This window comes from Caryophanon latum (assembly GCF_001700325.1).
Taxonomy (GTDB): Bacteria; Bacillota; Bacilli; order Bacillales_A; family Planococcaceae; genus Caryophanon; species Caryophanon latum.
In genome coordinates, this window is sequence record NZ_MATO01000030.1 from 31,779 (window position 1) to 56,981 (window position 25,203).

The window sequence follows — 25,203 nt, forward strand, 5'->3', positions numbered from 1 at the left end:
GATAGCAGAGCGCGTGCGCCGAGCCCGAGGAAAGCGAGCCGCAAACCGCGCACTGCTAATTTAATGGCGAAACGTTAAACGTAAGGTTGCTGTAAGGTTGCGCTAATTTTAACGTAAGCTACGCGGGGTATAGTAAGTGTAATAGCAAGTGCGAAAGGGGTTCACATACATGAAAGCACTATTACACGTGAAACAATTAAATAAAATATACGGCAAAGGCACGCAGCAATTTCATGCACTACAGGACATATCATTTAAAATTGAAGAAGGTGAGTTCGTTGGTGTCATGGGCTCATCAGGTGCGGGGAAGTCGACGCTCCTTAATTTGCTCGCAACGATTGATACACCGACGACGGGCGACATCGTCATTGCAGGGCAAACGGTGTCAACGATGAACGCCGATCAACTAACCGATTTTCGCCGCGACCATTTAGGCTTCATTTTCCAAGATTACAATTTGCTCGATTCATTGACGGTGCAAGAAAACATTTTACTGCCGCTTGCGATTGCGAAAAAGCCAGCGAAAGTGATCGCTAAAAAAGTCGAGGAAATTGCACAGCTATTTGGCATTGAGCAGCTGCTGCATAAATACCCGTACGAAATTTCAGGTGGGCAAAAGCAACGAACTGCCGCTTCCCGTGCGCTTGTAACCGAGCCGAAGTTAATTTTTGCGGACGAGCCAACAGGTGCGCTCGATTCGAAATCGGCAACGGAACTACTGCATAGCTTCTTGCGACTGAACGAGGAAAAAGAGGCGACAATTATGATGGTAACGCACGATGCATACGCCGCGAGTTTTTGTCGCCGCATTATTTTCATACAAGACGGCAAGCTCGCTCTTGAAATTGTTAAAGGGACGAAAACACGTCAGCAATTTTTAGAGCAAATTTTACAAACGATTGCACAAATGGGCGGTGACCGTCATGACGTTATTTAGTTTAGCGCGTAAAAACGTCATGCGAAATGTATCGAGTTACAGCTTGTACATCGCCTCGATGATGTTTGCAATCGTCATTTACTTCACGTTCGTCACACTTAAATATAGCGACGACATTTACATGTTAACGAAAACGAATACGCGCATCGACGGCATTATGAACGCATCATCCATCGTCTTAATTTGCTTCGTAGCTATTTTCATTTTTTATTCGAACAGCTTCTTTATGAAAAAGCGTAAAAAGGAAGTCGCGCTCTATTCATTGCTCGGTGTGCGCAAACGAAAAATCGGCATGATGCTATTTTTGGAAAATATGATCATAGGGCTGCTTGCGCTCGTTGCGGGCATGCTCATTGGCTTTTTATTATCGAAAGGGCTGCTGACGATTTTAGTGCAGTTGATGGGCTATTCGGTCGTTGCAGATTTCGTATTTTCACCTGAAGCGGTGAAGCAAACGGTCATCGTCTTTATGCTGTTATTTACGGTGACGTCGCTACAAGGCTACCGCGTCATTTATCAATTTTCATTAATCGACTTATTCCACGCATCGAAAAAGGGCGAACCGCTACCGAGTGCATCAGCGTTTTCTGCATTTACCGGCGTCGTATTACTAGCGATTGCGTATTACTTATCGCTCACAAACATTTTCACATCGAAGCTTTGGCAACTGATGGGCTATTTAACAGTGCCAATCGTCGTCATCGCATTAACGATACTTGGCACGTTTTTACTTTTTAATAGTGTGACGGTGTATGCGTTACTGCTGCTAAAAAAGATGCACAACTGGTCATGGAAAGGTTTAAACGCCGTAACGACTTCACAGCTGCTATATCGCATTCGTGCAAACGCGAAGTCGCTCACAATTATTTCGATTTTAAGTGCGACGACGATTACAGCAGGTGGTGCAGTGTACAGCATTTATTACATGACGGGTGAGACGACGAAAAGTGCGAACCCGAATACGTTCATGTCTGTTGGCGAGCCGCTCGACGTACCGAATGAAGAAAAAGTGTATGAGGCGGACGTACCGTATGCCGAGCTAGAGCTAATCGGTGAAGACGGTCAAACTTACCGCTACACGGTGATTAGCCGCAGTGAATACGAGCAATTAGCGACGCTTCAGCAAAAGGAAGCAGTAGACGGGGAATACGTATTACTGAGCGCGTATTACAGCGAAGATTTTTCGGACATGAAAGCGGGCGTAACGTTTACGAACGCATCAGAAACGATCACGATTGATGCGATTACGACGGAGCAAGTTTTAAACGGCTTCGTTGGTATGGCGATGCTTGTCGTACCAGATGAGCAGTTTGCCGATATGGAAGTGATGAATATAGTGTACGTTTACACGTATGAAAACGAAAAAGAGCAGCAGGAGCTTTCAGAGCAGCTTGCCACACAGCTTGATGACGAGGCGAACTTTGCGAGCTTCCCGCGAGATTACGCAGCAAGTATTGCAGGTGCAGGTTCATTGTTATTCGTCGGCAGTTTTTTAGGGCTCGTCTTTTTAACAGCAACGGGCTCAATCATTTATTTCAAAGTGTTAACAGAGGCAGAGGAAGACCGTGACAAATACGCGGTATTGCGTAAAATTGGTGTTAGTAAGCGCATGATGCTTAAAACGATTGCACAGCAAGTTGGCTTTACGTTCATGTTGCCACTTATTGCAGCGCTTGCACACGGCGCCGCAGCATTATCGGCATTTAGTCAGCTGTTTATGATGGACGTGATGAAGCCGGTGCTCGTATGGATGGCATTGTATGTCGCTGTGTATGCATTATATTACGTGTTCACTGTATGGAACTTTTATAAATTAACGAAAAGAGGGATTGTATGAAAAAGTTTTTAATTAGCATACTTGCGTTTTTCATCGTATTAGTCGGCGTTGGTTTTGCGCTTATTTCAATCGATTGGAATCGTTTAAATAAAGAGCATTATTACGTACAAATTACGGAGCGACCAGCAATTGATGAGTTTATTGATGCGAAAGGAGCGGTATACGAAAATTTCTCGTATACGTTGCCAGCATATGATGAGGAAGATAACATGCAGCTGTTAGATTTTTCAGCGCATAAGGAGCTTCGTGCGAATGCCTACTTAATGCTGTATGTAAAAGATAGTGATGTTGTAACGTCGTATGATGAAGTGCAGTTAGACGATATGCCAGCAAATGTGAAGAAACATTTCGAGCAATAAACAACTCCCGAGTAGGTGACATGTCGCACACTCGGGATTTTGACGTTATAGTGTAATCGTAACTGTTGTGCCGACACCTTGTTCGCTATGCAGTAATACCGAGCCATCGTGCGCCTCGATAATATCGCGTGCAATCGCCATGCCGAGCCCTGTTCCTTCGATTGTCGCCGTATTCGTACCGCGGTAATATCGCTCAAAAATATGCTCGACATCGTGTGCGGCAATGCCTTTTCCATCGTCCGCAATCGTTAGCTGCCCTGCATCATCAATCGTAATGCGCAGCGTCACGTTCGCGTCGTTATGTGTAATGGCGTTGTACAAAAAGTTTAATAGTGCACGACGCATGTAATGAGCATCAATGTGCTTTTCAATTGCTTTATCGGGCGCATCAAACTCGATGTTGTATGAAGCGGCGTTCGGATCGTTTAATAAATCGATGACGAGTTCTCGTACGAATGATACGAAGTTGACGGGAATACGCTCCATCGGCAATTGCTGGTTGCGTAAGCGCATCGTTAAATTAAAGTCATCGAGCAAATTTTTCATATGATTCGCTTGGCGCTCAATCGTTTGTGCATAATCAAGTCGCTCGTCCGCCGTTAGCTCATACGTATTAAGTAGCTCCGCATAGCCGCGAATCGAGGCGAGCGGTGTTTTTAAATCGTGCGACACGTTGCTAATCCATTCCTCGCGCATACGCTCCAGCTTCAGTCGCTCTGCCTCTGCTTGTGCTAAATTGTGCGACACGCTTTGTAAGTTGTTAAACACGGGCGCATACAAGCCTGATTTTTTTTGTACAGGTAGCGGCTGCTTCGTCTCTAGCAGTTGAATTGCATCAATAATACGTGCAATTGGCTTCGTGAGTGGGCGGCTGAAAACCCAGCCTGCGATGACAATGATTGCGACATTTATAATCGCGATGATAATAAATAATTTGCGCATCACATCAAGCAAGTTTGTCGTTTCATATGTCAAAACGATGCGTTCTAAATCGGCATTGACGACACCGACAATGTAGTTGTATTGCGCACCGTCACCGAAAAACGTCGTCGTATCGAACTGTTCTTGATAGCGATACGATTGTACGATATCGACAGGGCGATACGTAGTTAGTATGTCGTCCGGTACGTTAAAGCTCGACACGACGTTGCCAGAAAAATCGAGCACTTGCAGCCATGCGTTAAACGACGTTAGCTGCTCCGTCACCGCTTTTGGAAACGTCACACCGTCGTCGCTTATGATTGCGTGTTCGTCGAGTTGGCGCGTAAATTGCTCAATCGTCGGTGATTGTAGCGTGTCGATCGATTGCGTATTTTGTTGAAACAGTAAATATAAAAAAATGAGCGCGTTCATGAATAAAAGTACGCTAAAGACGGCGAGCACAATTAATAGAAATCGGCGCGTTAATTTAAGCTGCATACAAACCTCCTACTGCACGACGAATTTATAGCCGAGCCCTTTAACGGTCGTAATGAATTTCGGGTTGGACGGGTCGATTTCGATTTTTTCACGGAGGCGGCGAATGTGTACCATGACCGTGTTGTCCGAGCCAAAAAATGCCTCGCCCCATACACGTTCAAATAGCGTTTCTTTACTTAAAATACGGTTTGGGTTCGTCAAAAATAGCGCGAGTAGGCCGACTTCCTTTGCCGTTAGTTCAAGCAGCTTGCCATCATACGTAATTTCCGTTTCGTCGCTGTTCATTTCGAATGCACCGACACGCGTCGTCGCAGCAAGTGGAGCGGGTATTGGAGCAGCAGCTGAAAAGGCGGCGCGTCGCAGCTGTGCTTTAATGCGAAAGGCGACTTCCTTTGGGCTAAACGGCTTTGAAATGTAATCGTCGCCACCGATTGCGAGCCCTAAAATTTTATCGATTTCTTCCGTTTTTGCGGACATAAATAAGACAGGCACATTCGAGACGGCGCGAATTTGCTTGCATAGCTCGTACCCTTCACCGTCTGGCAGCATCACGTCGAGCAATACGATGTCGGGATTTTGTCGCTCAAACGTATGCCAACCTTGTGCAAGCGTATGAGCAAGCTCGATTTGCGTATAGCCTTCACGCTGCAACGTCGCCTTCATCAGTTTAGCGATATCGATCTCATCATCGACAATTAAAATTTTTTCTTGCATAAAAACTCCTCCTAACGTGAAACTTTTTGGAATGCTGTGCGTATACTAACTATATCACTTTAAGGGGGATTTCTATGTTCAAAAAAATGGCTTCAGATGCGTTAGGTTTATCCGATATTGGTGTTGTTGTACCGCGTGACCAGTTTGATCAAACAGAGGCAGACGATTTTACGTTTAACGAAATTGATGAGAAAATTTACTTTTTAATTAAAACGAAAGCGGACGAGTATTGCTTTACGAACTACGCGCTCATTCACGTAGATGGTGCGAATGCGATGAGCAAAAAACGCGCGCTTCGTCGTTATGATTACGAGTACAACAAAATTGATAACGTAGAGCTAGAAACAGCCGGTACAATCGATTTGGACGTAGAAATTAAATTAACAATTGGCAACACACCGTTATCACTCGACATTCATAAAAAGTTTGCGGCGGAAATTAAAGATTTATACAAGGCGCTGCATGCGATTTCATTAGAGCAAAAGCAAGACGCGTACAATTTAGAAGCGGCAAACCAAGGCATTCAAGTGGCAGCAACAGCGCTTGGACGCATCGGCAATGACAACATTTCGCCGGCTGCATCGTTTAAAGAAATTACAAGCTTTACACAGCGCTGGTTAATGGAGCAACGTACAGCTCACGTGAAAAAAGATTTCGGTCATGTGTTTGAGCTATATATTCAAAATTAATAAAAAAAGTACGAGGAACGTTTTAGGCTCCTCGTACTTTTTTATGCATACAATCCTGCGATATAAAAATGTGAGATTAAGCTCGCGGACATTGTAGCATCGCAGTCGTCTTGGGAAATGCAATCCCACAATGCCTTTTCATTTAATGAAAACCACAATTTTGCAACATCTTGTGCATCAAAAAGACGGCTCGCTAAATTATGTTCCTGTGCATAACGTACGTCGCGAGCAATGCTGCTTTCAAAGAAATGGCGTGCTTGCTGCCACTTTTTTGCAATAATTGTTGAACAGCCAATCGCCTCATGGACGACGCGCAACATTTCTTTTTGGCGTAGCCCTTCCTCAATGAATAAAGTGGCTTGCTTTTCAATTATTGCAATTGCTTCTTCTTTTGAACGTGGTGTGAACTGCATCGACCCCACTTGCTGCAACCCTAAAATTGTTTCTTCTATGATGACATAAAATAAATCATCTTTATTTTTAAAATAGACGTAAGCGGTACCATAACCAACACCAGCTTCTTTAATCACTTGTGTCATCGTGGCGTTTGCGAAGCCATTTTTTAAGAAAATGACGCGCCCAGCACGAATTAATTTGTTGCGTGTTTCGATTGAGCGTTCTTGTTTCATAACTGTCCCCTTTAATCGTTTTGTAGTCAACGCTTTGCATATACATTCATTTTAACAAATAGTTAAATAATTTGTGCAATATTACGGCTTACATATTATTGGGGAATGAAGAGATAATTTTTGCATTAAATAATGGGAAATGCGATCTCGTCGTGAAACGCATTGTTTTTTAGAGGCTTTAACGATGAATGAAAGTGAATGTAACGTAAGCTGGCAACGTTTTTTTGCTAGTTCTGTCACTTCATACATACTTGTGAAGAAATAAATTGGATCAGGTGCGGCTTCCATTACATATTGATGAATGACTTGTTGTGTAATTGGTGCATAAAGTGGAATGTTTTTGCTGAAGTTATAAAGCACGCGGGCACTTTCACGACTACCGATAATCGAGGTGCCTTGTAAGTATAAAAACTGTTCAACGAATGATGTCGTCTCTAAGCAAGTGAAGTTTTCCATTACAGAACCATTTTGTGTGTACGTATAAATAACGCTCTTTGTATTGGTATTGTAATGCGGAGCGACGACTAAAATAACATCGTTTAAGTTAGGTTGATAACTCATCTTTACAGACAATTAAAAACGCCCCCTTAAACAGTAAGCAATAAATAAGCGTATAAACGAATAAGCTTAATCTCACTACATTTATTGTATAAAAGGACATATAAAAAAAACAACTCCTAGTTTAGCCCGTTTAAAAAATACCGTTAAATAACTACAAGCTTTATGTAACTTTTTTTGAAGAACGTATACATGTTATACGCCGTGCTATTTTATAAATAGCGCCGTGCATTTGAATAATAGCATATGTGAGAAAATGCGTCTCGCTCGTTATAGTAAACGTACCTAGGAATACAGCCGTTACATGTAGCGAGTAAGGAAATGTTATGGAACAGCATATCATTCATTATTTTAAAGCGGGAGAGCGCACCGACTGGCATGATCGCTATTACTTTAACAAAGCACTTCAGCAATTCCGTCCGCTATTATATACGCTCGTCAACCGATATATTGCGAAAAATCGTCGCTATGAGTACATGGTATATGCAGAAGTCGCATTGTTTGAAGCGCTCGAGGCGTACGACGAACAAAAGGGTACGCTCGTCACATGCATTTATACGCACGTGAAATATGCATTGCTGAATGAGCTTAAAAAGGATCAGCAATTTTTAGGAAGACAAATTCCAGTGGATGACACGGCGCTGACGATTTTATGCGAGCGTGGCACACAACTGCATGACGTTAGTGATTATTTTGACGAGCATATCGTACAAAAGGTGACACGAGCTGAGCTACAGTTGTTAATCGCACTGTATATTGACGGTTATTCGTATGATGAGCTGAGCGAACAAACAGGCATCGCTGTTGAAACGTTAAAAAAACGTCGTCAACGCTTAGTTGCAAGACTTAGGGCGGCGCGACGTGTATAATGAGCAAATACAATAGAAATGAGGAACGGCATGAAACAATTTGAATTAAGCGCACCAATTATGCGTGCATTACACGATTTACAATATAGCGAGCCAACGCCAGTGCAGCAGGAAGTTATTCCACATGTGCTAGACGGTCGAGACGTGCGAGCTCGAGCGCAAACTGGCAGCGGGAAAACAGCAGCGTATGTTATTCCGTTATGCGAGCGCATCGTGTGGGAAGAAAACAAACCACAAGTGCTCGTGTTAACACCGACGCGCGAGCTAGCGGTACAAGTGCAGGAAGACTTTACAGCGATCGGGCGTTTCAAGCGTATTAAAGCTGCAGCGGTTTACGGCAAACAACCGATTCGCTATCAAATTGGCGAGCTACGTCAAAAAACACATGTTGTTGTCGGCACACCAGGGCGCGTACAAGACCATATTGACCGCGGCACGCTAAAGCTAGACGAAATTCGTTACGTCGTGCTAGATGAAGCGGACGAAATGTTGAATATGGGCTTTATCGACCAAGTGCAAGGCATTTTAGCAAACTTACCGAAAGAGCGCGTGACGATGCTATTTTCTGCAACGTTCCCAGACGCAGTAACACGCCTAGCGAATAAATTTTTAAACGCACCTGTGCAAATAGAAATTGAGTCGCAAGGATTTACAGCACAAAACATCGAGCATATGTGGATGAACGTTGTAGAGGATGAAAAAAATCGTACGCTGCATCGCGTGCTCGTAAAGCAAAATCCAGATAGCTGTATCCTGTTTTGCCGCACGAAAGACCGCGTCGACGCACTATATGACTATTTAGATGAATACGGCTATAGCTGTGACCTACTGCACGGTGGTATGAATCAGCAAGACCGTCTTGACGTTATTCGTGACTTTAAGCGCGGTGAGTTCCGTTACTTAGTTGCAACAGACGTAGCAGCGCGCGGGCTTGATATTGAAGAAGTATCGCTCATTGTGAACTTTGATATTCCGCTAGAGCTTGAAGCGTACGTCCACAGAACCGGTCGTACAGGACGCGCCGGCAATAAAGGAACGGCGATTACGTTTGTGACGCCACATGAGAACCGCTTCTTAGCACAAATTGAGGAGTTTATCGGCTTTACGATTTCGCAGCACGACGCACCAGCTAGCTATACGAATGAAGAGGAAGATGCGTTTGAGGAGAAAAAGCGCACGCTGCCACCACGTCGCAAGCTAAAAACAGAAGCGGTAAACGAAGGCATTTTAAAGCTGTACTTCAACGGTGGTAAAAAGAAAAAGCTGCGCGCTATCGATTTTGTCGGCACGCTTTGTCGCATTGACGGTATTGATGCAAGCGATATCGGCATCATTTCGATTCAAGAAACGTGCACGTATATCGACATTTTAAATGGTAAAGGCGACCGCGTCATGAAAGCGATGAAAAATACGACTGTAAAAGGTAAAACATTAAAAGTACACAAGGCGAAAAAATAATATTCATACTTTCAGCGAGCGATGAGACGTGCTGCGCCAATTACAAATGATCCGCATAACATCACGTCTGTTCATTAGCCACTTTGATAAAGCTAAATCTGTTGTTTTCAGCAGCAAAACTGACATGAATGCAGCATTGTAGTGGCATGGAGCGAGCCGCAATACGCGAACGGCCAGTTGAATAGCTAATCAACACGCTTGGCATAACATTTTGTAACAATTGTTACGAAACGTTATGCTTTTTTTATAAGTTTTTGCGTAGGTAGATAAAATCGTCGTCATAAATGCTAAAAAACATTCAAAATGGGTATGGGCACGAAACGGAATAAAATAAAAAATGCCACGCACGTAATGAATTTGTTATGAAAATGACATTCACAAGTAACCGTTTTACAATGGTATTTTTGTATAATGTAAGTTCAGGAAGACAACAATAACGACGACCACAATAGGAGAGCTTCCGTAAATGGCATCGCCTTCATGACAAATGCTGAGCTTTGCTGTCGATTTGGAGAGGAATATGACGAATAATTGCTAACACGTATAGCAGTGAAAAATGATGGAAAAGGATGATGCAACATGAAACAACTAATAGCAGTAATAACCGCGTTCGCGCTTGCTTTTACATTAGCAATGCCAGCAAGCGCCGCAAAATTTAAGGACGTATCAGATGGCTATTCGCTCGCTATTGAAATTAATTACTTAGCGGAAAAAGGCATTATTGGCGGTTATGAGGACGGTACATTTCGCCCGAGCAACACGATCGCAAAAAAACACATTGCACGCATGGTCGTAAAAGCATTGAATTTACCGAAGGACAACTTGAAAAAGCCGAGCTATAAAGATATTCCGACGACGCATTTGTACTACGAGGATATTGCCGCTGCGTACACAGCAGGACTGTTTGACGACGCATCATACTTCCAACCAGATGCGACGATTACACGCGCGTTTATGGCACAAATTTTAGCGAAAGCATTTAATTTAAAATCGATTGCCGCAAATTCCGTTTCGTATAAAGACGTACCAGCTTCATCGCCATATTACACGCCGATTCAGCTAGTGACGATGAACAATATCGCAAAAGGATACACAGAAGACGGCACATTCCGTCCAGACAAAGTGATTACACGTGCGCATTTCTCCGCGTTTTTAGCCCGCGCGTTATCGCTTAGCGGCGGTGATTTTACGCCGGAAGTAGGCTACAAATATTTTTATGAAGATGCAGGGAAGTACGCATATCGCATGGAGCTTGACGGGCAAAATACGACAGGTGGCATGACGTATAAATATTGGAACTTGTTTGATAACGCATCGAATGAGAAAATGGATTACTTAATGTATGTTACAAGTCCAAGCCATTATTACGAAGGTGTGCCACAATCGGACGTAGGAACGACGATTGAGTTTCCGTTCACGATTGGTCGTAAAGGTGAATCACCGGGCTATTTATCGCGCAACGTGTTAAATACGAAAGTGACGATTGAAATTGCAGGCAAGACATATGACGATGTTGTAATCGTTGAAGAAACGATGCCTAATGGAGGTGGCGGTACCGAAAAAATTACGACATATTACGCTAAAGGGCATGGCATTATCGCATACAAAAATACAGACGGCTACTTCACATATTGGTTAACAGATCGCGTAGCTGCTCAATAAACGAAACAGAAGTGTGTAAATATTACGCACTTCTGTTTTTTTATCTATATAGACGGTGAATGTATTTTAGCGTTTTGTTCGTCGGCTCTCCACATCGAGGCAGGCTTTCCGCGGGCGTGGCTCGAGCCTGTAGTCTCTCGCTCACGCTTTTCCCGCAGGAGTCCGCCTCTTGTTTCGAGCCTCGTTCACATTCTACATTTCAATCACCTTGTATATAGTATAAAAAGCGCATTTCCTTGAAAATCCGCTATTTTGCTATAAATGTTCTGAATATTTAGTTAAAATAGTAGAAAAGGAGCGATTTGCATGAAAAAAATCGTAACAACAGCATTGGCTTTCGCATTGACCGTTTCACTTACAATGCCAGCAAGCGCTGCGAAGTTTAAAGATGTAAGCGAACAGCACTCGTTACAAGTTGAAATTGAATATTTAGCGAACGAAGGTATTATTAACGGCTATAGCGACGGCACGTTTAAGCCGAACGCACCGATTGCAAAAAAGCATATTGCCGCGATGCTTGTCAAGGTGCTTGAGTTACCGACGACGAATGTGCAAAATCCAGGCTATGCGGACGTACCGACGACGCATCAATATTATAAAGAAATTGCGGCGGTGTACACGGCAGGCATTTTTGGTAAGGCGACACATTTCAAACCGGAATCAAGCATTTCACGCGCGTTTATGGCGAAAATTTTATCGACGAGCTTTAATTTGAAATCGATTGCTCAAAATGCGGTGACGTACCGCGACGTAGCGAAAACGTACGAATTTTACACACCGATTCAGCTCGTGACGATGAACAATGTCGCACAAGGCTATCGAGATGTAGAAGGGCAACTCCCAGATTTCAAGCCGAATACGCTATTAACACGCGCGCATTTTTCAGCGTTTTTAGCGCGTGCGATGTCATTAAAAGGCGGTAATTATAAGCCCGATACGAACTACTCGTATTATTACAAAACGGTCGATGATGAAAATTATATGATGACGTATGATTACAGCGACGTTAATGCAAATGGTGTAACGGACTATTGGAATTTGTATAACGCTGATACAGGCGAGCTTGCATCAAAGGACTTGTACATTATGGAGTCAGGCTCTTGGGTGCAAGGTGTACAAAGCTCAGACGTTGCGACATTTTCACCGTATCCATTTACAGTTGGCACGAAGCACAATTCATTAAATGATGAAGAAGGCATTGCGCAGCGTACACGTGTATTAAATACGAACGAGGAAGTGCGTGTAGGTGGTGTGAACTATAGTGAAGTTGTCGTCATCGAGGAGGCGTGGCCAGTGCATAACGACCGCGGACAATTTGTGAAAATCGATACGTCAACATTATATGTCGCAAAAGATTACGGCGTTATTGGTGTGAAGGATACGCGCGGTTACTGGACGACGTGGCTATCAAAGCGCGTGGCACGATAAACGCAAAAAAAGAGTTAGATAGGGCGAACCTATCTAACTCTTTCGTTATTAATGCGTATAGTTATCGAAGTACCCTTGGATGTAGATCATCGGCGTACCTTTGTCACCAGAACCAGACGTTAAATCAGATAATGAACCGATTAAGTCTGTTAATTGGCGAGGTGTTGTACCTTGTGCTTCCATCGCACCAACTAAGTCTTCGTTTTTGTTTTTAATATGGTCTTGAATAGCTGATTTTAAATCTTCCCCGCGTAAGTGAGAGAAGTTGTTGTCTGCTAAATATTTTAATTTCACTTCGTTTGGCGTACCACCTAAGCCAGCTGTGAACGCTGGAGATACAACTGGGTCAGCAAGCTCCCAAATTTTGCCCACTGGATCTTTAAATGCGCCGTCACCGTAAATCATCACTTCGATATCTTTACCAGTAGCTGCTTTTAATTTTTCAGCGATGCCGTCAACGATTGGTTGGCAAGTATGAGGGAATAGTTTTACTGATTCCTCTGTCGCTTTGTTAGAGCCTAATAAGCCGTATTGCTCGTTGAAGCCAGAGCCGTTAATTGATTCAGATAAAATGTTGTCTAATGAATACACTGTCGTCGCACCAGCAGCTTTTACTAAACGCTGTGTACGGAAGCGAGAGTGAATGTCACAAGCTAACACTGATTTTGTATAGTCAACGATCGTTTTTGCATTGTTCGAGAAAATTACTTCTACTTCAGCGTTTTCAGCAGTAATTAATTCTTTGTAATACTCGATGTAGTCAACGCCTGTGAACGTATGTTTTTTGTAGCCAAAGTGTGCACGGAATTCAGCTTCTGTTAACGTATCTGTCCAAGGGTTTACACCTTTTACGTCTAACTCATCGATATCTACTAAATGGTTCCCAACTTCATCAGAAGGATAGCTTAACATTAAAATGACTTTTTTCGCGCCGCGTGCAATACCGCGTAATACGTTTGCGAAGCGGTTACGAGAAAGAATTGGGAAAATGACACCGATTGGCTCATCACCGAATTTTGCCGCTACGTCTTGTGCGATGTGATCGATTGATGCGTAGTTACCTTGTGCACGAGCTACAACTGACTCTGTAATTGTAATGATATCTTTATCTTGAATTTCATAGCCTTCTACTTTTGCAGCGTTTAAAACTGTTTCAACAACGATTTGCTCGATGTCGTCACCTTCGTTAATGATTGGACCGCGAAGACCGCGAACTACTGTACCTACTACACGTGTCAAAATGATTCTCTCCTCTGTATGTAAAATCGACATATTCATGTTAATTTCGTTCATTTACTCAATATAGTTTTACTATACTAAAAAATATGTTATAAGTGAAATTAATAAAATTGATAATGGATATAAGGTGGGCTTATATGGTTAGTAAATTAGATTTGTATCGTATTTTTCATACAGTAAGTAGGCACGAAAGCTTTTCAAAGGCGGCAAAGGAGCTGTACATGACGCAACCAGCAGTGAGTCAGTCGATTGCGAACTTAGAAAAAGATTTAAAAACGTATTTATTTACGCGCACGTCAAAAGGGGTTCAACTGACGAATGAAGGGCAGTTATTACACGAATACGTCACGTCTGCACTAAGCTTGCTCGAAACAGCTGAGCTGAAAATGGACGAGTTTCAAAATTTAATGACGGGGGAGCTGCGCATCGGTGTAGGAGATACGATTGCGCGCTATTATTTATTAACGTATTTAGAAAAGTTCCATATGCGTTATCCAGGCATTAAGCTGACAATTAAAAATGGGACGACGCACGAAATCGTGACAGCGTTAAAGGCAGGTGAGGTAGACGTTGGCATTTGCAATTTACCGATTGAAGACCCACAGCTACATTTGCTGCCATGTGGAGAAATTCAAGATATATTCGTTTGTGGCGATAAATATAAAAACTTGACGATTCAGCCAATTGCACTGCGGACGTTGCTACGCATGCCGCTCATTTTTTTAGAGAAGGGCTCGAATTCTCGTCAATACGTCGAGGAATATTTGCAGCAGCAAGGATACGAACTAGCACCGGAATTTGATTTAGGTTCACACGATTTATTGTTAGAGTTTGCGCGCATTAATTTAGGTATTGCATGTGTGACGAAGGAATTTGCAAAAGATTATTTGTCGCGCGGCATTTTGCACGAAATACCGTTAGAAGAGCCAATCCCACCGCGCAGCTTAGGAATTTGCACGTTTAAAAACATTCCGATGTCACGCGCCACAAAGAAGTTTATTAAAATTATTGATGCGCGTTTTGCTTAAATGTATGCGCATCATTTATAATAAGGGAACGAACGGTTGGAAGTCCATAATACAGTGTATAAAAGGACGTATAATGTCTATGAATACATGGCATAATGAAAGAAAGTGTAGATGAGGTGTGAAGCGGTGAAAATGAATGAAATATCATTAAATATGATTGCAAATTTAAAAGTTGCGAAGCCCATTTATGCGGAATCATTTCTTTATGCGACACCGATTACATCAAGAGAGCAATTATTATATTGCAATTGGTTCGAAAAAAGCGGTGAAAGAAGTAAAGCCGTATTTACTTGAAGAGGAGTCGTTTGCATTCGCGCTTAAAGTGCTACAAGGCATCGCAACAGATAAGGCGATTGAGGCGATCGTTGAAGCGTATGACGAGCTTTCAAAAGACGAGCAGGCGATGGCATTAGAAGCATTGACGTTCATGCTTGCCGAAGAAGCAGTGCCATTATTACAACAATATGAACAATCAGGGCATGACCCAGTGTTTTTAGATATGACGTGCTATTACTACAATGCTTACCGTTACTACGATGTGAAGCATCCGAAGCTAGAAGAGTGGCGCGATCAGTTTGAGGAGCAGGAAGATGCAGCGGCGATTGAGCGTGAAAATGCACGACAAGAGCTTATTTTGCGCTTAAAGCCAGGACGCAATGAAAAATGCATTTGCGGCAGCGGCAAAAAGTTCAAAAAGTGCTGCGGCGCGCCGTACGATGAAAAGTTATACGTATTTAGCTAATGAAAAGAAAAAATCATTCGAGACTATTTTCTCGAATGATTTTTTTATTTATCGGTCATATGGATTGTTGTTGCGTAGACGCTGGAATAAAAGCAGCAAGATAATGAATAAAATTGTACCACCGGCAATGACAAACAGCCAAAAATTGTTCGATTGCTCGATAACGATGTCTTGCTCGTCGCCGTCAGCAGACGTTGTCGTGTCGTTGCTTGTAGCATCTGTTTGCGGTGTTTCTTCCACAATTGATTGTACATCTTCTGTAGCATCTACTTGAGGTGCTTCCTCTACTTGATCTACTTGCTCTGTTAGTTCAGGCTGCACTTGCGGTGTCGTTACATTTTCGTTGTTCGTTGTCGACGCATTCGCATTTTCTTGTTCAGCTTGTGCTGCTGGTGTTTCGATCTGTGCAGCAGGCTGCTCTTCTGTTGTGACAAGCGGCGGCAAAATTTCCGGTGGTGCAGCTGGATCTGATTCAATTATTTCGCCTGTATCTTCTTGAGCAGGCGTTGCGTATACATCCTCCTCCAGTGCATCGTCAGGCTTTTGAAATTCGCTGTTCATCGCGAATGTAGCAGGCGTAATCGAAAATAAACTAATGAAGCATGCGATTATGAATACTTTTTTCATAAAATGACCCCCTTTAACAAATAGTATAAAGCGTTTATTTGTGAAAATGTAGCGATATCGTCATTAAGACAGTATATGTCACGATAATTATCGCTTTTTAAAAAAAGATACAAAAAGAAGATTATAAAAAATACTTCAGGGTAATATAAATGTAAGCACAACATATGTACTTCTATACTTCAGAAAGTAGACGATGCAATGGGCGCGAAGTTTCCCCCTTTTCTTCCGACGCTCTCATCGTTTAGGAAGTATAGGTATTGTACAACCAAGTGACTATTTTTCGTCACTTGGTTTTTTTGTTGTCCTTTGTTCTACGATTCTATGTGAAATGACCGATATAAAACGTACGAAAGCGATCATTGTATCGTTTTTTTATGAAGCGATGATTGTGTGTTGCAGCGTGCAATATACTTGTATACATGGAACTTTTACGGAGAAAGGAAGCACAACTATGGATCGACAAAAAATTACGAAAGCTTTCGCTGCATCTACATTGGCAGTCGGTAGTGTAGCGATGGTAGCACCTGCTACGTACGCCTCTGTTTTTACGGATGTGAGTGAAACAAATTCACATTATAAAAGCATTATTGAATTATATGAACGCGGGGTTATTTCAGGCTATCCGCAGCAAAACGGCACGAAGCAATTTAAACCGAATGATTCGTTAACGCGTGCACATGCGGCAAAAATGCTCGCAAACGCAATCGGCTTAAATACGCAGCCGGAAAATTTACGCAACCCAGGATTTTCAGACGTACCAACAACGCATGTGTATTATCCGTACATTGCGGCATTAGCGAATGCAGGTGTCATTAGCGGTTATCAAGACGGCACATTCCGCCCAGGCGCTCAAATTTTACGTCAGCAAATGGCGAAAATTTTAACGCTCGGTTACGGCTTAGATAAGTCAACGAAGCTAAACCACCATTTTACGGACGTATCAAACAATACAGAATCGTCATATTACATTCAAACACTTTGGGATTATGACATTACAAAAGGAAATTCACCGACGACATTTGGTCCGACGAAAAACTTAACGCGCGGACAAATGGCGACATTTATTGTGCGCACAGAGGAAGTTGCAAAGACGATTTCGGTGCAACATACAATTACGAGCGTGCCATCAACAGGTACAGTCATTATTAACGGCAATTCATATACAGTAGATCCGAAATTTAATATGCTGTTTTCAACGGCGAATGCCGCAGCATTAAAAGGTGCAGTAATTGAAGGGCGCGTATCAAATGGCAAAGTGCAAGACATTACGAAGCTTGTGTTAAAAGCGAGTGGCAATGCGCGCACAAACGTCGTATTAGATGCAAAGTCGTTAACGCTTGATGCGGATTTAGAAATTCAAAGCAATCATATTATTGTGCGCAATTTGCATGTAAACGGCACGATTTCAGTTCCATCTACAGATTTGCGTCGTTTAACGTCAAGCATCGTCGAAAATCAATTAACACGTTATACAAGTGCGAGTGTCGCAAACGATTACGGTATTCGTACGACGTCGACAATTTTAACGAACGTATCACGCAACATTAAGTTTGAAAACGTGACGAGCAACAAAATGGTCGTTGCACAAAATCGCTTAAAGTTTGAATCGGATAGTGAAATTCGTCGACTAGAGCTTATTGACGATGTAGAGCAAATCGAAATTCACGCAAACGTACGTGACGTTTATGTATATACGAATGGCTCAACAGCAATTTACGGTAAAAGCCAAGTACGTACGTTAACGAAGGAAAACTTCGGTAACTTAATGCTTTACTTTACAGGCATTGTCAATCGCTACATCGTCAACAAAGACGAAGGTGGCACGAACTTAGCGACGATGGTGGATTCAAACGGTAAAGCAGCACAAGGCTTTGATTTATGGATTGATACAGCGGTGTTAACGAATAACGAAAATCCAAACATCATCTTTAACGATTATCGTAACGACAGTGCGAACATTTCATTAATTGTCGATAAAGATGGCAATGAAATCGATAAGACGGTTGATGAAAATACGTTAGTACCAGACCGTATCGCACCGTTATTAACAGGCTTACGCGTTATTCCGACAGATAGCCACTCAGCGAAAGTAGACTTCAACTCAAATGAGGCAGGGAAGTATTACTACGTATTGTTAGAATCGTCGCAATCACCACCGACGAAGCGCCAAATTTTATCGCAAAGTGTCGGGGATTTCCAAGGTACGGGCGGTATGATGGAAGGTGCGAACTCGTTTAATATGACGGGTTTACACTCAGCGAAAGAATATACAATTTACATGGTCATTGAGGATAATGCGGGGAATACGTCAACGCGTGTTGAATCGTTCACATTTGACATGAAAGATGCACCAGATACAATTCCGCCGCGTATATCGAACGTCCAAGTTGTGCCGCACCAAAGCGGTCAAAAGGCGCGATTAACGTTTACTGCAACGGAAGCGGGTATGTTCTACATCGTCGTGACGGAGGGGCATGGGAATAAAGGCTACGAAGCACAGACGATCATTAACATTTCGATGAACGATACGACGAAATATAAAGAAATGGTAGAAGGCGAAAATACAATTGAAATGGAAGGCTTAGACCCATTAACGGATTATTCCGTAGCGCTTGTCGGTGTCGATACAGCAGAAAACCGTTCATCTGTAACAGAAACACCGTTTACGACATTAGCGCTAGATGATGTGAAGCCATACGTAATGGATAGCAAAATTGTGTTCACGAACTCAGCGCGCACGCAGTTTTACTTATATTTCAGCGAGGAGCTTAACCAAGAAACAGCTGAAAATGTACTGAACTACGAGTTAACAGGTTCGGGGATTATTAACATTACAGGGCAAGAAAAAATTAATCCGATTAAAGCGGAATATTCACGTCACTCAAGCGGAACATCACGCGTATTAATTACGTTACCGGCATTAACCGGCTTAGTACAAAACGATACAATTATCGCGCGTGCATTGCCAGGCGTAACCGATTTAGCCGACAACCCAGTCGTAACGGATAAGGATGAGGACAACCCTCGTAACTACGCATCGTACCGTCACGAAGATGTTGTCATTCCGTCATTAACGGTGACAAGTTTCGAAAAGCTAGAATCTGAAACGCATGCGAAGCTTATGTTAAATACGACAGAAGCCGGAACGTTCTACTACGTTATTTTACCTGAAGGACTGGACGTGCAAATGTTAAACGACCATAAGCGCGACATTATGGACCGTGTGCCGTTTGAAGTGAAGGATGCGCAAGATATTACGCGTACACCAATTTATCCAGGGGACAATCCACCACTTGATTTAGGTGAGCAACAATTAGATATTGCCATTCCGACAACATTATCAGAGTTAATTAGCTGGTCGATGTACGCGTTCATGGTAGACCGTTCTGGTAATTTATCAGCAAACGTCATTGAAATTCCGATGATTATGGATAAGCTACCACCGAGCATTACAGCTGTGAATGCAAATGCGGAACCAGGAAGTAACACAGCCGGACGACTGAACTTCGCATCAGACGAGCTAGGGGTTATCGAGTATATCGCCTTCCCGACAAACGCAACAGGTTTACCGAACAGCGGTGTGCTAACAACGCGCGAGCAATTTGAGGCAGTGAAAGCGATGACAAATATTTCAGGCATGGTAACAGGTTCAGCCGGTATGATTCGTACGGATAACCGCATACTGATTGAAGGGTTACAGCCGCATACAGATTACACAGTGTATTTCATCGCGCGTGATACGTCACAAAATACGACGCCGAACTTACACAAAGCAGAGCTATACACGGATGGTATTAAGCCAGAATTAAATCCAATTTTAGTACGTCAGCTCGATGATATTAGCTACGTATTAACGTTTAACGAGGCGATTAAGCGTGACACAGCGGACGACATTATTCCGTTAACGACGGATGATTTCATCGTACGATTAAACGACGGACGTATCGTTGTGCCGACGACGGTCGAAACACAAACTTCACCGACGACGCCGACATACAATCCGTACGAAGTAAAGTTAACGTTCGCTGAGCAGTTCTCACAAGACTTCACAGTAACGATGAACGAATCAGTAGTCGATTCCGTGAAAGTAAATCATGTATTCGAAGAAGCGGTACAAAAAGGGGATTACAAATTCCAAGACTTCCGCCCGAATATCGAACTTGTCGAGCTTGTTCGCGATACGCATTACGAAGTATCGTCTAACCCAGATGCAAATGGTCTGTACTTAGAACAAAGTAAAACGATTAAAGTTAACTACACAGCGAACTACAACGCTTACAACGTGAAGTACTACTTCGTTGGTATTGCGCGTGGTCAAGAAGGTAACATTACACCACCGACGAAGCTTGACGTAATGTTAGGTGAAACGAACCCGAACTACACAGTTTACGGTTCAGGCGATTCACCAAGTACAAGTAGCTCGATTAACATGCCGGTTAAGAGCCAAGATCCGACAGCCGTATTCATGAACGAAGGTACTATATACTTAGTATTACAAGACCAATACGGTAACACGTCGAACGTTATTGTAAACCGCATTTTAGGTATCGACCCACGTAATGTAGGTAGACAATAATATGAATAAAAAAGCGCGGTGCAACTTTTTGCATCGTGCTTTTTTTTCGGTGGTATAATGTAAAACAAAAAAAGAAGGTTACGCAACATGATGTACTTATCGATGATATTCTTTCAAATCGTCGCGCCGATTCTCGTCTTAATGGCAGTCGGTGTGTTTTTACAGCGAAAGTTTACATTTAATTTAAAAACGATGTCGCAGCTCATTACGTATTGCTTCATGCCTGCTGCGGTGTTCGTTAGCATTTACGAAACGTCCGTCAACAAAGAGGTGCTCGGACAAATTACGATATTTATCGTGCTGTTTATCGGCAGTCAAATGCTGCTTAGCTCGCTGCTTGCGAAAGTAATGGGGCTGAATCGATTAGAGGGAGCGGTATTTAAAAATAGTGTCGTCCTCATTAACTCAGGCAACTACGGTATTCCGGTTGCGCAAATGATTTTCGTCACGCAGCCGATCGGGGTTGCGATTCAAGTCATTCTCGTCATTTTCCAAAACATGACGACGTATACGTACGGGCTATACAATTTAATTTCGTCAACGAAGTCTGGCATGGCAATTGTGCGAGATTTCCTCAAGATGCCGATTGTACATGCGCTTATTTTAGGTGCGATGTTGAATATGCTCAATGTGCCGATTCCACAAATGATTCGCATACCACTTGATTACATTGCAGGTGGCTTCGTTGCGGTGGCGCTGCTCATTTTAGGGATGCAGCTGTCGCAAATTCAAGTGCGCACAATGTTCAACCGTTTAATTATCGTCAGCTGCTTTACGCGTCTTGTGCTAGGACCAGCTGTAGCGCTTGGCATTATTTATATGCTTGGGCTTGATGGCGTTGTCGCACAGTCGCTACTCATTGCAAGTGCGTTCCCGACGTCGCGCAATAGCTCAAGCTTAGCGCTAGAGTACGATATTGAATCGGACACAGCGGCACAAACCGTATTATTCTCGACGGTCGTGAGCTGTATTACGGTAACGTTCGTCATTTACGCGGCGACGATGTTATTCCCAATTTAACGACAAAAGGCGATGCACCTGTCAACTCGACAGAAGCATCGCCTTTTTTCTATTGAATATACGGACGAACCGCTTGTAGTTTTGTTTGTAAAATTGTAGGTCCCGTCGTCATGTACAGTTTCTTTTTGAAATATGTAATGATTTCACGAGATTCCAGTGCCGCACGTTCATGCATGTAGCGTTCGACTAATTCACCGAGTGTATATAATTCCACTCCTGATAAATCATTTGCGTCTAAACGCTCATAGTAGGAGGTCAGTTGTGTATTCAAAGTGCTAGTGCGACGTGATGCGCATAGCGTAGTTGTATGACGTGCTGTTGGCTGTTTTTGCTTATGAAATGTGGACCGTAATTTATGAAATAATGCTTGCATTGACCATCCCTCCTACTGCATATAATAAAACATCTATGTTAGTGGCACATTGCAACTATATTACATTCGTGTAACAAATTTTAGCGTTGATTGCCAATCGCGACAGTACAACGCGATACGCATAGAAGCTTGCCTGTTTCATCCGTAAGTTGAATGTCCCATATAATCGTTGTACGGCCGATATGAAGCGGGATTGCCGTCGCTGTAACAATACCGTCTTTTTTCCCACGTACGTGATTAGCGTTAATTTCAAGTCCTGCAGCGAATTGTGTGTTCGGATCGATATGTAAAAACGAACCGATGCTCGCTGCTGTTTCGGCTAGTGCGACTGAAGCCCCGCCGTGCAATAACCCGAACGGCTGACGCGTGCGACCGTCCACCGGCATTGTACAAACGACGCGCTCTTTCGTAATTTCGATAAACTCCATGCCGAGCGTGCCAATTAACGTTTCCTCTAGTGGTACGGGTAAATATTGTAATAGCTGTTCGTTCGTCATCATATCATCAACCTCCATATTTTTGTTTAATTTCAAGTATTTGCGCCTCTGTTAGCTTCGTCGCATGCATAATAATGTCGATATCGACGTTTTCATTTAGTAGCGTCGTCACAATGCTTTCCTTTGACGCCATTAACGTGCGTGCGGCGTCCTCGAGTGCTTTTTGAATTTTTTTCGCTTTCTTTTGTTGTTTCTCGAAATGTTCGTGCGGTAGTTGGTCGGTCATTGGGTAGTAGCTCCTTTCATTTGTTTAGCATGTATTCTAGAGCAGCAAACGATGTGACCGCTCAATGAGTAGATTAGCTATATATATAGACGGTGAATGTATTTTAGCATTTTGTTCGTCGGCTCTCCACATCGAGGCAGGCTTTCCGCGGGCGTGGCTCGAGCCTGTAGTCTCTCGCTCACGCTTTTCCCGCAGGAGTCCGCCTCTTGTTTCGAGCCTCGTTCACATTCTAAATTTCAATCACCTTGTATATAGATTGAACGTTTGAATAGAACATCAGGAAAGAATCGTTCTGACGTGTAGGCGGCGACTTCTGCAGGACAAGCAAAAGTTCTTTTGCGACGAGTAATCGCAGGAGCAAAATCTTTTCTGCCTCGAGTAATCGCAGAGACAAAGCGAGCCGCAATACGCGAAATGCCAGTTGAATGGCTAATCAACACGTTTGGGTTAATAGATTAAGTTCATTATATATAGCTTTGTAGAGTGCGAGTTTTTATTTCATCTGAACGCAACAGCTGGCTGGAAGCGCCGCGGCGAGAAGCCGACAGTCAAGAGGCTAGTCAACACATACTTGTCCTTTCCATATTCCCATATTTTACAATGATAAGCGATACGCTGCATAAAAAAAGAGCCTGCTTCGCAAATCGCGAGGCAGGCTCTAATGGATTGGATATCAAAATAAGTGTTACGGATTATTTCGTGTACGGGTTTGATAAATCCATACCGTCTAATGAAAGACCCATTGCTTTTGCAACACCTTCACCGTACGCTGGATCAGCTAAGTAGCAGTGTAAAATGTGGCGACGCTTAATGAACTCTTCTACACCGTTCATTTCAGCAGCAGTCGTTTCGAATAAACGTTGTTGCTGTTCTGGTGTTTGAAGACGGAATAATTTACCTGGTTGCTCGAAGTAGTTGTTGTCATCTTCGCGGAAGTCGTAGATGTCAGCTGCTCCGTCTAATGCTAATGCAGGCTCTTTGTATTCTGGTTGAGCTTGTAATGCATTGTAGCTATTTGGGTAGTACGTTAAGTCTGAACCGTTGTTGCCGTCAGCACGCATTGCGCCATCGCGGTGGTATACCATGAATGGGCAACGTGGTTTGTTTACCGGAATTTGGTGTAAGTTTACGCCTAAACGGTAACGAGTTGCATCTTGGTATGCGAATAAACGAGCTTGTAACATACGGTCAGGAGAGAAGCCGATACCAGGTACGATGTTTGATGGAGCGAATGCTGCTTGCTCAACGTCTGCAAAGTAGTTTTCTGGGTTGCGGTTTAACTCTAACTCACCAACTTCGATTAATGGGTACTCTGATTTGTACCAAACTTTTGTTAAGTCGAATGGGTTGTCTTTAGAGTTACGCGCTTGCTCTTCTGTCATTACTTGAATGTACATAGTCCATTTTGGGAAATCGCCTTTTTCGATTGATTCGAATAAGTCGCGTTGTGAAGATTCACGGTCTTTCCCGATTACTTCAGCAGCTTCTGCGCCAGTGAAGTTTTTAATGCCTTGTTGTGTACGGAAGTGGAACTTCACATATACGCGCTCGCCAGCTTCGTTAATCATTGAGTAAGTATGTGAACCGAAACCGTGCATTTGACGGTAGTTTGCTGGAATACCACGGTCAGACATTACGATTGTTACTTGGTGTAATGCTTCAGGTAATGAAGTCCAGAAATCCCAGTTTGAGTTGCCGTTATGCATGTTCGTTTTTGGATCACGCTTAACAACGTGGTTTAAGTCTGGGAAGTGTAATGGGTCACGGAAGAAGAATACAGGCGTGTTGTTACCAACCATATCCCAGTTACCTTCTTCAGTGTAAAACTTCACAGCGAAACCGCGGATGTCACGTTCTGCGTCAGCCGCACCACGCTCACCTGCTACTGTAGAGAAACGTAAAAATAATTCAGTTTCTTTACCGATTTCAGAGAAGATTTTTGCTTTTGTATATTTTGTAATATCGTGCGTTACAGTAAATTTACCGAATGCACCAGAACCTTTTGCGTGCATGCGACGCTCAGGAATAACTTCACGGTTAAAGTTTGCTAATTTTTCAATTAAGAAAACGTCTTGTAATAAAATTGGACCACGACGACCAGCTGTTAATACGTCATCGTGTGACACTACTGGAGCACCAGCAGTAGTTGTTAGTTTACGACTTTTATCCATTGCCATAGTTATTGCCCCCCATAATTAAAATTCTCTTCACCAACTACTATAACAAATCCAAATAAGAATTGCTAGCAGATTATAATAATTCTTTTTAAGGAATTCGTATTATAGCAAAATAAGAATAAAGAGAAGTTTTTCACTA

22 protein-coding genes are annotated in these 25,203 nt (G+C 42.9%); 12 read left to right on the forward strand and 10 right to left on the reverse strand.

Annotated features, from left to right (window positions below):
• Positions 1-169: 169 nt before the first annotated feature.
• The 3 genes from A6K76_RS07310 to A6K76_RS07320 are packed head-to-tail and all read left to right on the forward strand — an operon-like array spanning position 170 to position 3,133.
• Entirely contained in the window at positions 170-937 is a 768-nt protein-coding gene (locus A6K76_RS07310; RefSeq protein ID WP_066463587.1) for an ABC transporter ATP-binding protein, read from the forward strand.
• Entirely contained in the window at positions 924-2,774 is a 1,851-nt protein-coding gene (locus A6K76_RS07315) for an FtsX-like permease family protein (RefSeq protein ID WP_066463589.1), read from the forward strand. Before A6K76_RS07310 ends, A6K76_RS07315 begins: the two co-directional genes overlap by 14 nt.
• A complete protein-coding gene (locus A6K76_RS07320; RefSeq protein WP_066463590.1) occupies positions 2,771-3,133 on the forward strand; it encodes a YxeA family protein in 363 nt (120 codons plus the stop codon). Before A6K76_RS07315 ends, A6K76_RS07320 begins: the two co-directional genes overlap by 4 nt.
• Positions 3,134-3,178: 45 nt before the next feature.
• Here the strand turns inward: A6K76_RS07320 and A6K76_RS07325 are convergent, their stop codons facing one another.
• Both A6K76_RS07325 and A6K76_RS07330 read right to left on the reverse strand, forming a co-directional pair.
• Entirely contained in the window at positions 3,179-4,552 is a 1,374-nt protein-coding gene (locus A6K76_RS07325; protein ID WP_066463591.1) for a sensor histidine kinase, read from the reverse strand.
• Positions 4,553-4,561: 9 nt separating this feature from the next.
• Complete coding sequence (locus A6K76_RS07330) at positions 4,562-5,266, reverse strand: response regulator transcription factor (protein WP_066463593.1); 705 nt, start codon at positions 5,264-5,266, stop codon at positions 4,562-4,564.
• Between the two features lie 74 nt (positions 5,267-5,340).
• On the opposite strand from A6K76_RS07330, the gene A6K76_RS07335 reads away from it, so the two are divergent.
• A complete protein-coding gene (locus tag A6K76_RS07335) occupies positions 5,341-5,955 on the forward strand; it encodes a PH domain-containing protein (RefSeq protein ID WP_066463595.1) in 615 nt (204 codons plus the stop codon).
• Between the two features lie 41 nt (positions 5,956-5,996).
• On the opposite strand, the gene A6K76_RS07340 is transcribed toward A6K76_RS07335, so the two are convergent.
• Together A6K76_RS07340 and A6K76_RS07345 are read right to left on the reverse strand one after the other, a co-directional pair.
• Positions 5,997-6,584 (reverse strand): TetR/AcrR family transcriptional regulator, encoded by a 588-nt coding sequence (locus A6K76_RS07340; protein WP_066463596.1) that lies wholly within the window; start codon positions 6,582-6,584, stop codon positions 5,997-5,999.
• Positions 6,585-6,665: 81 nt separating this feature from the next.
• Entirely contained in the window at positions 6,666-7,157 is a 492-nt protein-coding gene (locus A6K76_RS07345) for a hypothetical protein (RefSeq protein WP_139108660.1), read from the reverse strand.
• Positions 7,158-7,468: 311 nt separating this feature from the next.
• Between A6K76_RS07345 and A6K76_RS07350 the strand changes: the two genes are divergently transcribed.
• The 4 genes from A6K76_RS07350 (at position 7,469) to A6K76_RS07365 (ending at position 12,559) form a co-directional block, all read left to right on the forward strand.
• Positions 7,469-8,011: a sigma-70 family RNA polymerase sigma factor gene (locus tag A6K76_RS07350; RefSeq protein ID WP_066463598.1), complete on the forward strand. Its 543-nt coding sequence runs from the start codon at positions 7,469-7,471 to the stop codon at positions 8,009-8,011.
• Between the two features lie 30 nt (positions 8,012-8,041).
• The gene (locus tag A6K76_RS07355; RefSeq protein WP_211271748.1) at positions 8,042-9,469 is read left to right on the forward strand and encodes a DEAD/DEAH box helicase; all 1,428 of its coding nucleotides are present in this window, start codon (positions 8,042-8,044) and stop codon (positions 9,467-9,469) included.
• Positions 9,470-10,048: 579 nt separating this feature from the next.
• Positions 10,049-11,131: an S-layer homology domain-containing protein gene (locus A6K76_RS07360; RefSeq protein WP_066463600.1), complete on the forward strand. Its 1,083-nt coding sequence runs from the start codon at positions 10,049-10,051 to the stop codon at positions 11,129-11,131.
• A 306-nt stretch (positions 11,132-11,437) separates the two neighbouring features.
• Complete coding sequence (locus tag A6K76_RS07365; protein ID WP_066463606.1) at positions 11,438-12,559, forward strand: S-layer homology domain-containing protein; 1,122 nt, start codon at positions 11,438-11,440, stop codon at positions 12,557-12,559.
• 48 nt (positions 12,560-12,607) lie between these two features.
• On the opposite strand, the gene A6K76_RS07370 is transcribed toward A6K76_RS07365, so the two are convergent.
• On the reverse strand, positions 12,608-13,798 hold the full coding sequence (locus A6K76_RS07370) for a coenzyme F420-0:L-glutamate ligase (protein WP_066463608.1): 1,191 nt from the start codon (positions 13,796-13,798) through the stop codon (positions 12,608-12,610).
• Between the two features lie 137 nt (positions 13,799-13,935).
• Between A6K76_RS07370 and A6K76_RS07375 the strand changes: the two genes are divergently transcribed.
• Positions 13,936-14,826 (forward strand): LysR family transcriptional regulator, encoded by an 891-nt coding sequence (locus tag A6K76_RS07375; RefSeq protein ID WP_066463610.1) that lies wholly within the window; start codon positions 13,936-13,938, stop codon positions 14,824-14,826.
• Positions 14,827-15,031: 205 nt separating this feature from the next.
• Entirely contained in the window at positions 15,032-15,568 is a 537-nt protein-coding gene (locus tag A6K76_RS07380; protein ID WP_066463611.1) for an SEC-C metal-binding domain-containing protein, read from the forward strand.
• A 48-nt stretch (positions 15,569-15,616) separates the two neighbouring features.
• Here A6K76_RS07380 and A6K76_RS07385 read toward each other — a convergent pair whose 3' ends face one another.
• A complete protein-coding gene (locus A6K76_RS07385; protein ID WP_066463618.1) occupies positions 15,617-16,195 on the reverse strand; it encodes a hypothetical protein in 579 nt (192 codons plus the stop codon).
• A 451-nt stretch (positions 16,196-16,646) separates the two neighbouring features.
• On the opposite strand from A6K76_RS07385, the gene A6K76_RS07390 reads away from it, so the two are divergent.
• Together A6K76_RS07390 and A6K76_RS07395 are read left to right on the forward strand one after the other, a co-directional pair.
• The gene (locus A6K76_RS07390; protein ID WP_066463619.1) at positions 16,647-20,771 is read left to right on the forward strand and encodes an S-layer homology domain-containing protein; all 4,125 of its coding nucleotides are present in this window, start codon (positions 16,647-16,649) and stop codon (positions 20,769-20,771) included.
• Between the two features lie 87 nt (positions 20,772-20,858).
• Positions 20,859-21,791 carry an AEC family transporter gene (locus A6K76_RS07395; protein ID WP_066463620.1) on the forward strand — a complete coding sequence of 311 codons (933 nt, stop codon included), beginning with the start codon at positions 20,859-20,861 and terminating at the stop codon, positions 21,789-21,791.
• Between the two features lie 49 nt (positions 21,792-21,840).
• Here A6K76_RS07395 and A6K76_RS07400 read toward each other — a convergent pair whose 3' ends face one another.
• The 4 genes from A6K76_RS07400 to A6K76_RS07415 form a co-directional block, all read right to left on the reverse strand.
• Positions 21,841-22,164, reverse strand: coding sequence for a hypothetical protein (locus A6K76_RS07400; RefSeq protein WP_066463621.1), 324 nt, complete (start codon positions 22,162-22,164; stop codon positions 21,841-21,843).
• Positions 22,165-22,244: 80 nt separating this feature from the next.
• Positions 22,245-22,664: a hotdog fold thioesterase gene (locus tag A6K76_RS07405; RefSeq protein ID WP_281181430.1), complete on the reverse strand. Its 420-nt coding sequence runs from the start codon at positions 22,662-22,664 to the stop codon at positions 22,245-22,247.
• A gap of 4 nt (positions 22,665-22,668) precedes the next feature.
• Entirely contained in the window at positions 22,669-22,887 is a 219-nt protein-coding gene (locus A6K76_RS07410; protein ID WP_066463623.1) for a hypothetical protein, read from the reverse strand.
• Between the two features lie 692 nt (positions 22,888-23,579).
• Entirely contained in the window at positions 23,580-25,058 is a 1,479-nt protein-coding gene (locus tag A6K76_RS07415; protein ID WP_139108662.1) for a catalase, read from the reverse strand.
• Between the last annotated feature and the right edge of the window lie 145 nt (positions 25,059-25,203).

Excerpts from the sequence above, each read along its gene's own strand:
- A6K76_RS07310 (WP_066463587.1), top strand. The coding sequence starts at position 170 with ATGAAAGCACTATTACACGTGAAACAATTAAATAAAATATACGGCAAA.
- A6K76_RS07315 (WP_066463589.1), top strand. The coding sequence starts at position 924 with ATGACGTTATTTAGTTTAGCGCGTAAAAACGTCATGCGAAATGTATCG.
- A6K76_RS07320 (WP_066463590.1), top strand. The coding sequence starts at position 2,771 with ATGAAAAAGTTTTTAATTAGCATACTTGCGTTTTTCATCGTATTAGTC.
- A6K76_RS07325 (WP_066463591.1), bottom strand. The coding sequence starts at position 4,552 with ATGCAGCTTAAATTAACGCGCCGATTTCTATTAATTGTGCTCGCCGTC.
- A6K76_RS07330 (WP_066463593.1), bottom strand. The coding sequence starts at position 5,266 with ATGCAAGAAAAAATTTTAATTGTCGATGATGAGATCGATATCGCTAAA.
- A6K76_RS07335 (WP_066463595.1), top strand. The coding sequence starts at position 5,341 with ATGTTCAAAAAAATGGCTTCAGATGCGTTAGGTTTATCCGATATTGGT.
- A6K76_RS07340 (WP_066463596.1), bottom strand. The coding sequence starts at position 6,584 with ATGAAACAAGAACGCTCAATCGAAACACGCAACAAATTAATTCGTGCT.
- A6K76_RS07350 (WP_066463598.1), top strand. The coding sequence starts at position 7,469 with ATGGAACAGCATATCATTCATTATTTTAAAGCGGGAGAGCGCACCGAC.
- A6K76_RS07355 (WP_211271748.1), top strand. The coding sequence starts at position 8,042 with ATGAAACAATTTGAATTAAGCGCACCAATTATGCGTGCATTACACGAT.
- A6K76_RS07360 (WP_066463600.1), top strand. The coding sequence starts at position 10,049 with ATGAAACAACTAATAGCAGTAATAACCGCGTTCGCGCTTGCTTTTACA.
- A6K76_RS07365 (WP_066463606.1), top strand. The coding sequence starts at position 11,438 with ATGAAAAAAATCGTAACAACAGCATTGGCTTTCGCATTGACCGTTTCA.
- A6K76_RS07375 (WP_066463610.1), top strand. The coding sequence starts at position 13,936 with ATGGTTAGTAAATTAGATTTGTATCGTATTTTTCATACAGTAAGTAGG.
- A6K76_RS07380 (WP_066463611.1), top strand. The coding sequence starts at position 15,032 with ATGCGACACCGATTACATCAAGAGAGCAATTATTATATTGCAATTGGT.
- A6K76_RS07385 (WP_066463618.1), bottom strand. The coding sequence starts at position 16,195 with ATGAAAAAAGTATTCATAATCGCATGCTTCATTAGTTTATTTTCGATT.
- A6K76_RS07390 (WP_066463619.1), top strand. The coding sequence starts at position 16,647 with ATGGATCGACAAAAAATTACGAAAGCTTTCGCTGCATCTACATTGGCA.
- A6K76_RS07395 (WP_066463620.1), top strand. The coding sequence starts at position 20,859 with ATGATGTACTTATCGATGATATTCTTTCAAATCGTCGCGCCGATTCTC.
- A6K76_RS07400 (WP_066463621.1), bottom strand. The coding sequence starts at position 22,164 with ATGCAAGCATTATTTCATAAATTACGGTCCACATTTCATAAGCAAAAA.
- A6K76_RS07405 (WP_281181430.1), bottom strand. The coding sequence starts at position 22,664 with ATGATGACGAACGAACAGCTATTACAATATTTACCCGTACCACTAGAG.
- A6K76_RS07410 (WP_066463623.1), bottom strand. The coding sequence starts at position 22,887 with ATGACCGACCAACTACCGCACGAACATTTCGAGAAACAACAAAAGAAA.
- A6K76_RS07415 (WP_139108662.1), bottom strand. The coding sequence starts at position 25,058 with ATGGATAAAAGTCGTAAACTAACAACTACTGCTGGTGCTCCAGTAGTG.